This window comes from Bifidobacterium scardovii JCM 12489 = DSM 13734 (assembly GCF_001042635.1).
Lineage (GTDB): Bacteria > Actinomycetota > Actinomycetes > Actinomycetales > Bifidobacteriaceae > Bifidobacterium > Bifidobacterium scardovii.
The window spans coordinates 860,428-876,106 of the sequence record NZ_AP012331.1; the positions used below are offsets into that span (position 1 = coordinate 860,428).

A 15,679-nucleotide genomic window follows, 5' to 3' on the forward strand; every position below is an offset into this window, starting at 1 on the left:
ACGATGTTCGCTGCAAGCGACACCCGCGCTGATAAGCTGGGCGTGAGGGGAGGTTCAGCATGGGGCATATACAGGCTGATCGCATTGGCGTCGGAACCACGCCCTCCGGGCGCGAGCGTATCCCGGCCGGCGAGGCGTATGGTGCGTTCGATGAGGAGCGCTGGGCACCCGAACCGCCCAAATCGAAGTCGCGTACGGCGTTCGAGCGTGATCGCGCGCGGCTGATCCATTCATCCGCACTGCGCCGGCTCGGCGCCAAAAGTCAGGTGCTGGTCGCCGGAACCGATGATTTCGCACGCACCCGGCTCACCCATACGCTGGAGGTTGCCCAGATCGGCCGGCAGATCGGCGCGCTGCTCGGCTGCGATCCCGATATCGTCGACTGCGCGTGCCTAGCCCACGATCTGGGGCATCCGCCATTCGGACACAACGGCGAGCACGCGTTGGCCGCCATCGCCGAACATATCGGCGGATTCGAGGGCAATGCGCAGACCCTGCGCCTGCTGACGCGCCTCGAGCCGAAGGTGTTCCATGCCGATGGCCGGTCGGCCGGCGTGAACCTGACCCGTGCCTCGCTCGACGCGGCGGTCAAGTATCCGTGGACGCTCGCCGAGGCCGACGCGCATCCCAAGGGGGAGCGGTCCAAGAAATTCTGCGTGTACCCGGACGACGAGGACGTGTTTCGCTGGCTGAAAATCGGCGCGCCCGAGGCCGCCAAGCCGATGGAATGCCAGGTGATGGACCTGTCCGACGACATCGCCTACAGCGTGCACGACGTGGAGGACGCGATCGCCACGGGCGCGTTCAATCCGCTGGCGCTCGCCGATCCGCGCATCATCGATCGCATCGTCGAGGAGGCCCGTGCATGGTACGGGCCGCAATGGGACGGCGACAAGCTGGTCGCCGCGTTCGAGCGGCTGCAGCGGCTGCATATGTTCCCCGCCCATTTCAACGGGTCGAGGGCGGCGCTTGCCCAGCTCAAGAACATCACCTCCGACCTGATCGGCCGGTTCGCGTGGTCAGTGGAGACCGCCACGCGCGACACGTACGGCGATGGCCCGCTCGTGCGGTATTCCGCCAACGTGGTCATCCCCGAGGAGACCAGTTACGAGATCGTCGCGCTCAAGGGCATCGCCGTGTATTTCGTCATGGCCCCGCGCGAGCGTGAGCCGTTCCACCAGAAAGAGCAGAAGATCGTCGAGGATCTGATCGACGTGTTCATGGCCGACAGCCCGCGGGCGTCGGACGCGCTGGAAAGCGTGTTCCTCGCCGACTGGAACGAGGCCACCAACGACGACGAGCGACTGCGCGTGGCCGTCGATCAGGTCGCCTCGCTCACCGACAGTTCGGCGCTGGCCATGCACTCCATCCTGTGCTGAGCCGCGCTATCGGCGTGCGGCGCCGGTGGATGATATGGGACGCTAGCGCCGTGCGGCAAGGATCCTGTCTACGCGCGCGACGCGCTCCAGATAGGCGTCGCGGAACCGGTAGACGTCGACGTCGATCGGCACCCGCACCGTGCGCTCGCTGACCGGCACGTCCATGAACCGCACCTCGGTGATCGTGTGCAGTGACGGATACGGCTGCGGGACGATGTCCACCCGCGCTTCGGCGGCCACATACAGTTCCGGCTGCAGATAGAACAGCACGGTCGCCGGATCGTACAGCTGGACGCCGGGCTTGGCCGTGGCCGCGTCGTCGTGATACGACTCGAGCATGCGCGCGATCAGGCCGCCGACCGGGCCGGAACCGGCCAGCGCGGCCAGATCGTCGGCGTCAAGCACGGTTTTCCGCCCGATCTCCGCGCCGATCATGTCGATCGGCACTCCCGCGCCGAACACGATGCGCGCGGCCTCGGGGTCGACCGCGATGTTGAAATCGCACGCCCAGCTATATTTCGGGCCGAAGCTGCCGCCCATCAGCGTGATGCGCCCGATGCGCTCCGCCGCTTGCGGATATGCGCCGAACAGTGTCCCAAGATTGGTCAACGGCCCGATCGCGATGACGTCGACCGGTTCCGCGGACCGTTCAAGCACGTCGCGGTAGGCCTCGACCACGTCGCCGTTCACCAATCGCGACGGATCGGGCGCCGGCAGTGCGACCCCGCCGATGCCCGACTCGCCGTGCACCTGCGGCGCATAGACGGCCGGGCGCCGCAGCGGGGCTTCGCTTCCCTTGACAACCGGTATGTCGAGTCCCAGGAATTCCAGCAGTCCCAAGGTATTGGCGGTGGTCCGCCTCACATCGACGTTGCCGCTGACCGTGGCGATCAGCTTCACGTCGACCGTGTCGTCGAACAGCAGCGGCACCAACGCGGCCACATCGTCGATGCCCGGATCGGTGTCCACGATGACCGGCCGGCGGCGGTTGTCCTCCGCCCGGCTCGCCGTGCCCGCCTTGGGTGTCGGTCGTTCCCCCGGTGAGTGTGCGGAATGCGCTGTCATATGCTCTCCTCGCGATTGCCGTTGCCCCGATACCCGTCATCGTAACCCGCGCCGCGCCGCCGGGCGCGCCGGCGCGGGTTCGGCGCTCAGTACGTGAACGCCGGCTTGGCCGCCCCCTTGTACGCCTTGGCGATGGCGTCGTCGGGGCGGCGGCTATCGGCGTTGGTTAGAGGGCGTTCTCATGGCGTGGAAAACCGGGCGGAATCGGTATGGTGACGTCACCTCACGCCGAGACGGAGCCGAATCGGGGTCGCAATGCGCGCTACCTTTGAGTTGTCGGTGCGCGGGTCGGTAGACGACCGTGATTGTAACGTTATAATTCACCGGGAAAGGGCTTTTGCCGGCCGGTTCTTCAATGCCATGCACCGACAACGGTACGACGCATGGGGGCTCGTGTTGCGCCCTGAGCCGGGACACCGCCGCGTGGCATGGCGGCGTGCGGTAAGGTAGGGCGTTATGGCCGGGATGATTCTGAAGGAAGACGTGGAGAAGGTGCGCGCGGCAGCGGACCTGTACGACATCGTGTCCGCAAGCGTGACGCTCAAAGCGTCGGGCACGGGCACCTTCGTCGGGCTGTGCCCGTTCCATGACGAGAAATCCCCGAGCTTCAACGTGCGCCCGGCGTTGGGCGTATGGCACTGCTTCGGATGCGGGCTGGGCGGCGACGTCTTCGGATTCGTCGAGCAGCAGGAGAACATCGACTTCCGCGAGGCGGTGGAGCTGCTCGCCGACAAGTACCACATCGAACTGCACTACGAATCGGGCGCGAAAACCACCGAGCGCACCGGCTCGAAGCGCACCCGCCTGCTCGATGCGAACGAGGAGGCGCAGCGCTTCTTCACCGCGCAGCTCATGACCAAGGACGCGCTCGCCGCCCACAAGCTGCTCGACGGCCGCAACTTCTCGCAGGCCGACTGCGAGCGCTTCGGCTGCGGCTATGCGCCGCAGGGGTGGGACAACCTCGTGCGGCACCTGGCGTCGAAGGGCTTCACGCAGCAGGAGATGCTCGATGCCGGACTGGCCCGGCAGGGCCAGCGCGGCATCTACGACTACTTCCGCGGCCGCGTCACCTGGCCGATCCGCGATTCGACAGGCCGCACGCTCGGCTTCGGCGCGCGCAAGCTGTTTGAGGACGACGCCATCAACGCGAAATACATCAACACGCCCGACACCCAGCTCTACCGCAAGACGCAGGTGCTCTACGGCATCGATCTGGCCAAATCGGCGATCGTGAAGAAGCGCCAGGTCGTGATCGTCGAGGGGTACACCGACGTGATGGCCATGCATCTGGCAGGCGTGGACACGGCGATCGCCACCTGCGGCACCGCGTTCGGCGCCGAGCACGCGAAGATCGTGCGCCGTCTCATCGCCGACGATTCGCTCGGCGCCGTGCAGCTGGTCGGCCCGCTCAAGGTCGACGGCCAGTCGCTGAGCTCGCGCATCGTGTTCACCTTCGACGGCGACGCGGCCGGCCAGAAGGCCGCGCTGCACGCCTTCGGACTGGATTCCGCATTCCTGTCGCAGACCTTCGTGGCGGTGGCCGACGACAATCTCGACCCGTGCGACCTGCGTATCGAACGCGGCAACGAGGCGGTGCGCTCGCTGGTGGAGCATGCGCGGCCGCTGTACGATTTCGTGATCGACACCGCGATCAACCGCTTCGACACCACCTACACGACCGGCCAGATGGGTGCGGTGAAGGCCGTGGCCCCGCTGATCGCGCAGATCCGCGACCGCTCGCAGCGGGATCTGTACGCGCGCAAGGCGACGCGGCGCATCGGCGTGGATCTGGACATCATGCAGCGCGAGGTGCGCATGGCCCACCAGCAGCTGCATGTGCGCGACGAGGACGCCTATGCGCCGAAGCGCCGGTTCGGCGGCGGCGCGGGCATCGGCGCCGGAGCCGGCATGGGCGCCGGGGAGACCGGGCGCGCGATGCCTGGGCAGAACCCGTACGAGAATCCCGTCGTGCGCAAGGCGCTGGAGCGCCGCGGCGCCAGCGAGCAGACGTACTATCGGATCGACGACGCGGTGTTCATCTGCGAGCAGCAATTCATGGCCACGCTGATTCAGGTGCCCCGGGCGATCAACCGTGACATGTTCGCCTCGCTGTCGCTGTCGAACTTCATGACGCCGGTGTTCCGGTCCCTGTTCCAAGCCATCGTGGCGGCTGGCGGGCTGCCCGACGCCGGCACCCCGCAGGGATTGTGGATGCACAATCTGGCCAAGGCCGGCGGTCCGCTGCTCGAACCGGTGGTCAACGAGCTGGCGGTGATGCCGCTGCCGTTGCCGCCCAGCGACGCCGACATGCGCGACGGGGGAGACCCCGCGGCCGGTGCCGCAGGCGCTGGCACGGGCGGGGCGGCCGTGCAGCTGCGTCCGGCCACGCCGGCCGAACAGCAGTATGCCGCGGAATTGCTGGCCCGTCTGCTCGATATGGGTTTCATGCGCCGGATCGGCGCTGCCAAGCGCAAGATGGCGGCCATGCCTGACGGAGCGGAGAAGATCGCGCTGCTCGGCCAGATCACCGACATGGAGGCGGCCCGCAAGGACCTGCAATCCGAGATCTTCGGCAACAACGTCGGCTGACGATTCGATCGGTCGACGCGAGTATTCCGCGTCTGCTGGCATACGGTCTGTAATGGGTGCGTAGCAGGCTGTATGCCAGCAGGGTGGCGCGCGGCTTGCGAAGATGAACGATGGGCTCCTCCCCGATGATTTCTTGGGAACGGGGGATGACGGGAGCCCGGGTGCGTTCTATGCTGTCACCGGAGGGAAGCGGGAGAACCGTGGGCGCCATGCGGTGGCGTCCGTGTGTCCGAATGACTTGGTTGAGGAGCATGAGTGGAACGGTGGCGCGACGATGGAACGCAAACGTCGGTGGTGCCGGTCGTGGGATCGGAGCAGGGGAGCGAATCGGCATCGGCGGCGGAACCGCCGTCGCGTGATACCCCACTGCCCGCGGCTTCCCGCAGGCGCACGCCGTTCCCGTGGTGGGCCTACGTCGTCGCGTTCGTCGCGTATGCGGCGGCGTTCGTATCCATGCTGCAGTGGAGCATGATGGGATTCCGATCCCGTGCCACCCCTTGGGATTTCTTCGTGAAGATGTTCACCCAGGGGCAGTGCCAGTTCCTGCTCAATCTGCTGGTGATCGGACTGGTGTATGCGGCGGTGGTGCTGATCGTGAACCGGTTCTGGGCCGCGACGGCGGCACTGACCGTCGTTATCGGCGTCATCGCCGTGCTGGAGCGGATGAAGGTGCTGGTGCGCTCGGAGGCCATACGGCCGACCGACATCACGCTGCTGCAGAATGGCGGCGTCGGCGGCATGGGCGACACCGCCACCAATATGCCGGCCGGATCCGTGCAGGCGATCGTGCAGATGAGCGTGATCGCCGCGGTGCTGGTCGCGGTCTGCGTGGCCGCGGCGATCCTCGACGGCCGGCGCGCGCTGGTGGCCACGCCGAGACGCATCGTCGGCCGCGTGCGCCGTGGCGTGGCCGCGGTGATGTGCGTGGCGCTGCTGGTGACGTTCTCGATCGATCTGGGACAGACCGGATCGTGGGCCAACTCCTTTGCGGCGGCGTTTGGCGACAAGCCCAAACTGTGGGATTCTATTACGGACGCGCAGGCGAACGGCGTGGCGATCGGGTTCCAGCGTCTGCTGCATCCCAAGGTCATGGACGAGCCGGCCGGCTACGGCGAGGCGGCGATGAAGCGGATCGCCAAGCGGTACGCGGCCCGCGCGGCCGAACTGAACGAGGACCGCGACGCGAACCTGGCCGATGGGACGGTGATCATGATCCTGTCGGAGTCCTTCTCCGACCCGACGCGTGTGCCCGGCATCACGCTGAACGACGATCCGATGCCGTACATCCGCGATCTCAAGACGAAGACGACCTCCGGCCTGATGCTGTCGTCGGGGTACGGCGGCGGCACCGCGAATCTGGAGTTCCAGGCGCTGACCGGGCTGAGCATGGCGAATTTCGACCCGTCGCTGGCGAGCCCGTACCAGCAGCTGGTGCCGCGGATGAACTGGGCTCCGGCGTTCAACCAGATCTGGAATGCGGAGGCCGGCGGCAGCGAGGCGGTGCATCCGTACAATCCGGCGCTGTATTCGCGCGCCGGCAACTATCGGAAATTCGGATTCCGGCATTTCTACTCGCAGAAGGATCCGCTGGTCGCCGACCGGGCGAAGAAGCTCGACCGGTCGCATTACATCAGCGACCAATCGGCGTACGACAGCGTGCTCGCCTTGATGAATGGCCGGGAAAGCGGCGCAGCCGGGAAGAGCGGAGAAGACGGCGGCCAGTTCATCCAATTGGTGACGATGCAGAACCATATGGGCTACGACGACTGGTATGACGGCAACCAGTTCAGCGTCAGCGCGACGGGCGGCCAGCCGCTGAGCGCCGCGGAACGCACGCAGGTCGATACCTATGCCAAGGGCATGAGCCACACCGATACGGCTACCAGGGACTTTCTCGGCGCGCTCGACGGGATGGACCGGCCGGTGACGGTGATCTTCTATGGGGACCACCTGCCGAGCATCTACAAGCACGCCAGTGCGGACGACGCGAATTCGCTACCGCTGCACGAGACCGACTACTTCATCTGGTCGAACAAGGCGAGCGGGGCCTCGGGGCGCAAGCTGGGCGCCGCCGAAAGCGACTATACGTCGCCGAACTACTTCATGGCGCAGACCGCCGAACACCTGAATGCGAAGGTGTCGCCGTTCCTGGCGTTCCTGACGGATATGCACCGGGCGATTCCGGCCATGGAACCGCCGGTGGTCAACACAACGCAGGGATGGACGCGTATTCCGGCCGGCCAGCCGCTTTACCTCGACGCCTCGGGCAAACGGATCGACGCGAGCAAGGCCTCGAAGGACACGAAGCAGCTGCTGAGCGACTACCGCATGATCCAGTACGACGTCACCGCGGGCGAAGGGTACCTGCGCGGTCTCGGTTTCATGGACGTGCCGCGGTAGCGTGGCGCATTGGGGGGCTCCCCTCTCTGAGGGGAGCCAAGGTGATGAGTCGTCGCGACGGACCAGTGCGGTATATGTTTGCCGTTAAAAGTTTATTGACAAACGATAAATTCGGGCGCATAATTAGAGGCAAGAGGCGATGGCGGGAATGCGGAAACGCCGCATGGGAGCCTCGATGATAAGGAGGTCATCATGAACCAGCTGACGGTGAAGCGTGTGAATGGGCAAAAGGGTCGCGCGGCGGGGCCGGCTCCCATGCTGCTCAAGGCCAATGCGGCGGCGAAGATCGTCGCCCGGATCGGCGAGGTGGTGCTGTGGATCAGCTCGGCGCTGTACGTGCTGCTGGTCGCCGTGTTCCTGTTCAGCGGCGACCGCTTCCACCTGTCGCCGGACGCCGACGCGCGGATGGACGTCGGCGACTGGCATTTCAGCATCGGCAGCACGGTGCTGGACTACGATATACGGCTGGTGCGTTTCGGCGAGGGCCCGCTCGACTTGCCCGTCGTGGTCATGGTCGGTTTGACGGACGCGATCATATTTGCGCTGCTGGCGTTGGTGTTCCATGAGGTGGCGGCGCTGTGCGGCGAACTGGGCCGCTGGGGAGGGGCGGCCGACTCGGGTGACGGCACGCCGTTCAGCCCGGCCGCCGCGATCCGGCTGAACCGGGTTGGATGGTATCTCATCGCGGCTCCGGCCGTGGCGTTCGTGCTGGCGGTGATCTGCGCGCTGCTGGGGTGCAGCTTCAGCGCCGGCCTGTGGATGAGCGCATTGATGGTGATGCTCGGCATCATCGTGCTGCAGCTGGCGCGCGTCTTCGCGTATGGCACGGCCCTGCAGCAGGATGTGGACGGGTTGCTGTGAGCGGGCATATCGTACTGCGGCTGGACCGGATGATGGTGGAGCGCGGCCGTTCGCTCAACTGGCTGGCCGATCAGGTCGGCATCACCAACGTGAACCTGTCGAAGATCAAGAACAACCGCGTCTCCGCCATCCGATTCTCCACGTTGGCCGCGATCTGCGAAGCGCTCGAATGCCAGCCCGGCGACATCCTCGAATACGAGGAGGACTGAGCCGGGCGGCGTTCGGCGCCCCTCCCGTGCGGGTCACGCAAGCTGCGCGAGCAGGGTCGGCAGCTCGGCCATCGTGTCGATGACGGCATCGGCGCCGGCGGCGACGAACGCCGTGCGGGCGGCGGCGCGAGCCGCGTCGCGGTCCGCGGGGGAGAGGGCCTCGAACTCGGTCTGGCTCAGGGCCATCTGGGAGCCGCCCTCCGTGACGCCGATGGTGAAGACGCCGGCGTTCTTGCCTTCGCGGATGTCGGAGAGGGTGTCGCCGATCTTGGCGGCCTTGCGCACGTCGGTGACGTGCAGGGTCTCCAGATTGCGGAAGATCATGTACGGATAGGGGCGGCCGTAGCCGTCGGTGCCGTCCGGGCTGATCCAGTAGTCCGGCGCGTACCCGGCCTCGGCGGCCTTCGGCACGACGATGTCCATCATCGAGTCCGTGTAGCCGGTGGTGGAGCCGATCTTCAGGCCCATCCCGCGCAGGGCGGCCACCGCGTCGAGCACGCCGGGCTTCGGGGTGGAGAACCGGTCCAGGATGGACAGCAGCTTCGGCTCGAAGTGGCTGTAGACGGCATCCACGTCGGCCTCGCTCGGGGCGGCGCCATGGGCGTCCTCCCAGGCGCGGGCGATGCGCTCCATGTGCAGCATGGTGTTGATGTGGTCGTGCTTGAGCATGCCCATCGGCTTGCGGGTCTCGTCCATGGTCGGCTCGATGCCGAATTCGCGGAACGCCTCCTGGAAGGCGCGGACGGGGGCGAAGCAGCCGTAGTCCACGGTGGTGCCGGCCCAGTCGAAGATGACGGTTTCGAAACGGGTGTTGGTCATGTGTGTCTCCTTGTGTCTCTCAATAAGATCCCTCCCCTCAGTCAGCGAAGCTGACTGAGGGGAGCTGGTGATAGGAAATCAGGCGGCGAGCCTGACACCGGCGGGGGCGGCGGCCTTGATCGGGGCGCCGGCGGCGTCCATCGCGGCGATCGCGGCGGGGACGGAATCGGAACCGGTGGCTACGGCCAGCAGACCGCGTTCACCCATGTACATGGCGAGCAGCTCGGTCACCTTCTCGATATCGTCGGCGTAGATCTCGCCGATGTTGCCCAAGCGGAAGGTCTCCTCGTCGGTGAGCTTGCCCGGGTAGATCGCGTAGCCGCGCTCCTTGATGAACTCGTACATGTCGTGGAAGTCGAAGTCGGCGCCCTCCGGGTAGAGGAAGGTGGTGATGATCGGGCCCTGGTGGTCGGCCAGGAAGGTGCGGAAGCCGAGCGCCTTCATGCGGGCGATGAGCAGCTGGTTGTTCGTCGCGTAGCGGGCCGCGCGGACGGGGATGCCGCCCTCGGCGAACATCTCGTCGAGGGCCTTGGAGAAGGCGAGCACCACATGCGTCGGCGAGGTGTAGCGCCACTTGCCGTTGGCCTTCTCCAGCGTGTTCCACTGGTCCCACAGGTCCAGCGAGAGCGAGCGGGCCTTGCCGCGCGAGGCCTCGAGCTTCGCTGTGTTGCAGATGATGAAGCTGAAGCCGGGCACGCCCTGGATGCACTTGTTCGCCGAGGAGACGAGGAAGTCGATGCCCCAGTCGGCCACGGGGATGTCCACGCCGCCGAAGGAGCTCATCGCGTCCACCATGAAGGTGCAGTCGTGCGCCTTGGCGACCTTCGCCACGGCCTCGATGTCGTTGAGCAGGCCGGAGGTGGTCTCGGAGTGGATCATCGAGACGTGGGTGATCGACGGGTCGGCGTCCAGGTACTCGGCCACCTTCGCCGCGTCCGGAATGCGGTCGTACGGTTCGGCGTACTGGGTGTACGCGATGCCGGCGTGGTCGCAGATCTTCGCCTGGCGGTCGCCGTATGCGCCGTTGGTGCATAGCAGCACCTTCTCGTCGGTGCCGATCACCGAGGTCAGCGCGCTCTCCACGCCGAAGGTGCCGGAACCCTGCATGAGCACCACGGTGTAGTCGTCGGCGCTGCAGTGGGCGAGCTCGAGCAGCTGGCGGCGGATCTTCTGCGTGATCCGCTGGTAGTCCTCGTCCCAAGTGCAGTGGTCGAAGAGCATCTCCTCCTTGACGGTGCGCGTGGTGGTCAGCGGGCCGGGGGTGAGCAGCTTGTATGCGTTGGTCATTGGTATTCCTTTGCTGTGTTGTTGGAAGTTGTTGTGGGGATGGGGTGTGCTCCCCTCCATGAGGGGAGCTGGCTCGCGAAGCGAGACTGAGGGGAGCAAAGCTGCCGGCCTACTTCCCCTGCGCCAGGCGCTTGCACTCGGAGGAGAAGTCCTGGTGCTGCTGGAGCAGGTCGACGGTCAGCGCCTTGGGGAAGGACTTGGACCGCTTCGAGGCGTTGGTCGGGGCCTTCTCGCCCTCGTACAGCGGCGTCGGATAGGTCTTGAGCAGTTCCGCGCGGCCCTGGTCGATGATCACGCCGGCCATCCGCTGCGCCTTGGGATTGGTGTTGCGGCCCTTGTCGAGCACCGCCACCGATTCGGTCAGCGAGTAGTTGCCCTCGGTCGGGTCGACGTAGTCGATCGGCAGGCCCTTGGCCTTGTCGGCCACCGCCTGATGGCGCAGGCCGAAGCCGATCGCCACCTCGCCGGAGCGCACGGCCTTCAGCGGGCCCGATCCGGACTGCTCCAGATGCGGACCGGCGTTGCGGAAGATGCCGGTCAGCACGTCCCGGCCGCGGTTCCCGGTGCCGTAGGCGTCGACGATGGCCTGCACCATCAGCCAGCCGGTGGAGGATCCCTCCATGTCCGGCACCGAGATCAGTCCGGAATACTGCGGGTCCGCCAGATCGGCCAGACTGGTCGGCTCGGGCACGCCGGCCGCGGCCAGCGCCGTGGTGTTGACGATGATCGCGCCCTCCTGGGCGGTGGTCGGGGAGCGCCAGGCCGGGGCCTTGGCGTTCTCCGTCGTGCCGAGCAGGCGCGACTTCACGTCGGTCAGATCCGCGAACATGTGGTTGCGCTCCTGCGCCGAATCGATGTAGTAGGAGCTCATGGTCAGGAGGTCCGCCTCCAGCGCCTTGCCCTCGGCGAGCATCTTGCCGCCGAGCTCCGAGGTGCCGAACGACTGGATGATGTACTGGTCCTTGAATCCGTTCCTGTCGAGCGCGTTCTGGAAGGCCACCACGGCCTCGTCGTCGGCGTTCGTGTAGATCACGACCTGGCCGTTGGCGGCGGCGGTGGAGGTCGCGCCGAAGCCGAAGGCCACGAGCAGCACCGCCAGCACGCCGGAGAGCACGCTGGTGAACAGGTTGCGCGCGCGGCGGTTGCCCGAGGTCGGCAGAGGGTAGTCGGGCGAGCCGGTGGTCGCGGCCTGCTGCATGGCGACCAGCCGGTCGTCCTCATGCACGGTGTTGCGCACCGCGGCGACCGGGACCTTGGCCGGGACCTTGGCCTTGGCCGCCATCGGCTTGCGCTCGCGGGTGGCGAACGCCACCACGCCCTTGACCGCCAGGTTCGTGGCCAGGATGAGCAGCGAGAGTACGAACACGTCGTCGAACTTGGCGATGTGCTGCAGCGCGGAGATCTTGGTGGTGATCACCTGCGTGCGCGCGCCGGTCAGGAACACGACCGCGGAGATCGTGACCATCGCGTTGACGAAGTAGTATCCGAACACCTGCAGGATGGTCGGCCAGGCGTTCGGCGTGATCACGCGCAGGATCGTCTTGAGCCAGCTGTCGCCCATGAGCTTGGCCGTGGTCTCCCACGAGCCGTTCATCTTGGAGAGCGAGTCCTTGATCATCTGGTACGGCGTGGCGAAATAGTGCACGATGTTCGCGATGATGAGGATCCAGAACGTGTTCTGCAATCCGGAGCCCGAGAAGGTGAACAGGAACGCGATGCCGAGCACCATGCCGGGCACGGTGTTGATGATCGCGGAGACCGAATCCACCGCGCGCTTCGCCCAGACCGGCAGCTTGGACCGGGAGGTCACCAGGCCGGCCGCATAGGCGAACAGGCAGCCGACGATCGCGGTCATCACCGCCACGTACAGCGAGTTCGTGTACACCTGCGTCAGTTCGGAATCCGCGAACAATGAGGTGATATGGTCCAGCGTGAACGAGGTGTTGAACGGCCACTCGGCCACGAACGGAATGAGCAGGATCACGGCGAACAGGCTCAGCACGCACGCCAGCGACACTACGGAACCCAGCCCGCACAGCCAATCGCGGCGGCGGCCCTTCGGCAGCTCCACCTGCGAGACCTTCGAGTAGCGGATGGAGAAGCGCTCCAGCACGGTCATCAGCACGATCGAGATGATCGAAGGGATGAGCATGAACACGGCGATCACCGCGCCGCGGTTGAAGTTCGGGATGGAACCGAGCATCTGGTTGAACAGGGTCATGGCCAGCACGTCGTACTCGCCGCCGACCGAGGTCGGGATGCCGTAGTCGGTGAACGCCAGGAAGAACGACTGGATGAACGCCACCGCCATCGTGCCGATCAGCGGCCGCAGCACGGTGTTGAGGAAGGTCGTGACCGGCTTGTCTCCCATGATGTGCGAGACGATGATGAACTTCTTGTCCACGAACTGGAAGCTGTTGTGGATGAGCAGGAAGCAGGTCGGCAGCGTGTAGACCACGTAGCCGATCAGCAGGCCGTTGAACCCGTAGATGTCGAAGGGCTGGAAGCCGAGCAGCCGGGTGATCAGGCCCTGCTTGCCGAAGGAGTAGATGATGGCGAAGCCGTAGGTGATGGTCGGCAGCAGCATCGGCACCTGCGTGAGCAGGGTGATGGCCTTTTTCAGGCCGCCCGGCACGTTCGTGCAGTTCACCGTGTAGGCCAGCAGGAACGCGAGCAGCACGGCCGCCAGCGCGGAGGCGGCGGACACCTTGACCGAGTTGAGCACCGACGCGCCGAATTCCGGCCGGGCCAGCACGGCCGCGTAATTGCTCAAGGTGGCCGCGCCGGAACCGGTCTGGAAGGATTTGACGACGACGATCGCCATCGGCACCACCAGGAACGCGGCGAACGCGACGGACACGATGGCCAGCAGCGTCCACAGCTCCGTCTGCTTCGGCTTGGAGGGGCGGCGCTCGTAGTTGACGAGGTCGGGGCGGATGCCGGGCAGCTGCTTGCCCGCCTGGATCGATTCGATCGACATGTCAGGCCGCCTTATCCGCGCCGGCCGCGCTCGCGTTTGGCGTGTTCTCGTTGAACAGCGAATAGATGTTGTTGCGCTTGACCTCGAGCTGGTGCAGGATGAAGGTCCTCACGAAGTCGCTCGCCGGATGCTCGATGATGTTCTCCGGGGTGTCATACTGGGCGATCCGGCCCTGATTGAGGATCAGCACGCGGTCGCTCATCGTGCAGGCCTCCTCCGGGTCGTGGGTGACCATGATGGTGGTCAGCTGGTACTGGTCCACGATCTGCTTGATCTTGGCCTTGATCGACTCCTTGATCACGCCGTCGAGCGCGGAGAGCGGCTCGTCGAGCAGCAGCAGCCGGGGCTTCATCACCAGCGTGCGGGCGAGCGCGACGCGCTGCTTCTGGCCGCCGGACAGTTCGTCGATCTTCTTGTTGAGATGCTCCTCGAGGCCGAGCAGCGCGATCATCTCCCTGATCTCGTCGGGGGAGGAGATGCCCGGGTTGTTGCGCAGGCCGTAGGTGATGTTCTCGTACGCGGTGAGGTTGGGGAACAGCGCGTAGTCCTGGAACACGATGTTGAAGCCGCGCTTCTCCATCGGCACGTGGGTCAGGTCCTCGCCGTCGTACAGGATCTGGCCTGAAGTGGCGTCGGTGATGCCGAGGATGATGTTGAGCAGCGTGGTCTTGCCGCCGCCGGAGGGACCGAGGATCGACATGATCCGGCCCTTGTCCAACGTCAGGCTGATGCCGTTGAGGACATTCGCGTCCCCGAACGATTTGGTGATGTTCTTCAGTTCGAGCATATTTCGTCAACTTGCCTTCCATGGGCCGCGCGTGGCGGCTACGGCGGCGCTGCCGGCCGGTGTGTCATGCCGGTGCGCCGTGGTTCGATATTCAGTTGTCGAGCGTGCTTGCGGGGCGTATCCCGGGCACAATTCCATGGTCGTCCGGATCCGGTGCTGTTTCGGACGGAATGGGCGAAAGCTCGACGAAAGAATGGTGAACTGCAAGCGAAGTTACATGTGCTCCACGTAGTTTTGTTGTTTGACGCGTGTGCCTTGGATCGGGCGCGTATGCCGGATGTGCGGCCGCGGCGCCGCGCGTCTTCCGGTCAGGCGTGGAATTCGCGGTCGGCGATGATGCGGCCGGAACGGTCGAGCGCGGTCGAGAATCTGCCGTAGTCGCTGAGGATCACGCTCATGTACAGGATGTCGACGATCGTCGTATGCGCCACGCGGGAGAAGATCGCGTTGCCGTAGATCGTGCGCTCGCCGCGGCCGGCGTACAGGCATGCGTCAGCCCACGCCGACAGCGGCGAACCGGCGGCGTTGGTGACGGCGACGGTGCGTGCGCCCTGCGATTTCGCCAGCCGCAGGGCCTTGACCGTGTCCGCCGAAGAACCGGAATAGGAGAAGGCGACCGCCACGTCGGACGGGGCGAGGTGACCGGCCCCGATCTGCTGCAGATAGGCGTCGGTGTTCAGCCTGCATGTCAGGCCGAGGTAACTGAGCTTGGTGAACAGATCGGTGGCCGGAACCAGGGAATTTTCCACGCCGTAGATGTCGATCAGCCGGGCGCCGGCAATCAGGGAGACGGCTTTGCGCAGTTTGGCCTGGTCCAGAGACCCGGCCAGCTCGTCGAGCAGCGTCTTCGCACTGGCGACCGCCTTGGACGGCACCGATTCCACGTCGTCCCACGGATTGAGGTCGAATCCCTCAAGCGGGTCGAACGTGACCCGGCGCTCCTCCTCGGGGTGGCGCAGCACATAACGCAGCTCGCGGTATCCGCTGAATCCCAGCTTGCGCGAGAAGCGGATCACCGTCGGCTGGCTGACCTGCGTGGCCTGCGCCAACTGACCGACGGTCATCTCGGCCGCCTCGTCGAGATGGTCCCGCACGAACTGCGCGACGGCGCGTTCCGCCGGCCGCAGCGACGAATACACATGGTCGATGCGCTCGCGGATGCCTACCGAGGACTGCATGCCGTCTCCCTTGAATGCCTTACTCACTATTCATCCGCCAGACTATCCGACCAGGGTGTGCGCAGGACCGACGCCAGTTGACCCCCAGATGAACTCGAGTTGAACAGTTTTTGGACGAGGGGTCT

11 protein-coding genes are annotated in these 15,679 nt (G+C 65.8%); 5 read left to right on the forward strand and 6 right to left on the reverse strand.

The window, feature by feature from the left end:
* The first annotated feature begins 59 nt into the window (after positions 1-59).
* On the forward strand, positions 60-1,379 hold the full coding sequence (locus tag BBSC_RS03545; protein ID WP_033519326.1) for a deoxyguanosinetriphosphate triphosphohydrolase: 1,320 nt from the start codon (positions 60-62) through the stop codon (positions 1,377-1,379).
* A 42-nt stretch (positions 1,380-1,421) separates the two neighbouring features.
* Here the strand turns inward: BBSC_RS03545 and BBSC_RS03550 are convergent, their stop codons facing one another.
* Entirely contained in the window at positions 1,422-2,444 is a 1,023-nt protein-coding gene (locus BBSC_RS03550; protein ID WP_051923262.1) for a nucleoside hydrolase, read from the reverse strand.
* A gap of 456 nt (positions 2,445-2,900) precedes the next feature.
* Here BBSC_RS03550 and dnaG point away from each other — a divergent pair, with 456 nt between their 5' ends.
* The 4 genes from dnaG to BBSC_RS03570 all read left to right on the forward strand — a co-directional run bounded on the left by dnaG (position 2,901) and on the right by BBSC_RS03570 (position 8,503).
* Positions 2,901-5,033 carry a DNA primase gene (gene dnaG / locus BBSC_RS03555; protein ID WP_033519325.1) on the forward strand — a complete coding sequence of 711 codons (2,133 nt, stop codon included), beginning with the start codon at positions 2,901-2,903 and terminating at the stop codon, positions 5,031-5,033.
* A 255-nt stretch (positions 5,034-5,288) separates the two neighbouring features.
* Entirely contained in the window at positions 5,289-7,433 is a 2,145-nt protein-coding gene (locus BBSC_RS03560) for an LTA synthase family protein (protein WP_051923261.1), read from the forward strand.
* Positions 7,434-7,625: 192 nt separating this feature from the next.
* Complete coding sequence (locus BBSC_RS03565; RefSeq protein ID WP_049184912.1) at positions 7,626-8,294, forward strand: DUF2975 domain-containing protein; 669 nt, start codon at positions 7,626-7,628, stop codon at positions 8,292-8,294.
* Positions 8,291-8,503 carry a helix-turn-helix domain-containing protein gene (locus tag BBSC_RS03570; RefSeq protein ID WP_438837811.1) on the forward strand — a complete coding sequence of 71 codons (213 nt, stop codon included), beginning with the start codon at positions 8,291-8,293 and terminating at the stop codon, positions 8,501-8,503. Before BBSC_RS03565 ends, BBSC_RS03570 begins: the two co-directional genes overlap by 4 nt.
* Positions 8,504-8,536: 33 nt before the next feature.
* Here the strand turns inward: BBSC_RS03570 and phnX are convergent, their stop codons facing one another.
* The 5 genes from phnX to BBSC_RS03595 all read right to left on the reverse strand — a co-directional run bounded on the left by phnX (position 8,537) and on the right by BBSC_RS03595 (position 15,554).
* Entirely contained in the window at positions 8,537-9,322 is a 786-nt protein-coding gene (phnX, locus tag BBSC_RS03575; RefSeq protein ID WP_033518270.1) for a phosphonoacetaldehyde hydrolase, read from the reverse strand.
* A gap of 78 nt (positions 9,323-9,400) precedes the next feature.
* Positions 9,401-10,609 carry a 2-aminoethylphosphonate--pyruvate transaminase gene (locus BBSC_RS03580; RefSeq protein WP_070098291.1) on the reverse strand — a complete coding sequence of 403 codons (1,209 nt, stop codon included), beginning with the start codon at positions 10,607-10,609 and terminating at the stop codon, positions 9,401-9,403.
* 109 nt (positions 10,610-10,718) lie between these two features.
* Positions 10,719-13,589 carry an extracellular solute-binding protein gene (locus BBSC_RS03585; protein ID WP_081893048.1) on the reverse strand — a complete coding sequence of 957 codons (2,871 nt, stop codon included), beginning with the start codon at positions 13,587-13,589 and terminating at the stop codon, positions 10,719-10,721.
* A gap of 1 nt (position 13,590) precedes the next feature.
* Positions 13,591-14,376, reverse strand: a complete 786-nt coding sequence (locus tag BBSC_RS03590; RefSeq protein ID WP_033518268.1) for an ABC transporter ATP-binding protein — start codon at positions 14,374-14,376, stop codon at positions 13,591-13,593.
* Positions 14,377-14,684: 308 nt separating this feature from the next.
* Entirely contained in the window at positions 14,685-15,554 is an 870-nt protein-coding gene (locus tag BBSC_RS03595) for a MurR/RpiR family transcriptional regulator (protein ID WP_033518266.1), read from the reverse strand.
* Positions 15,555-15,679: the final 125 nt, after the last annotated feature.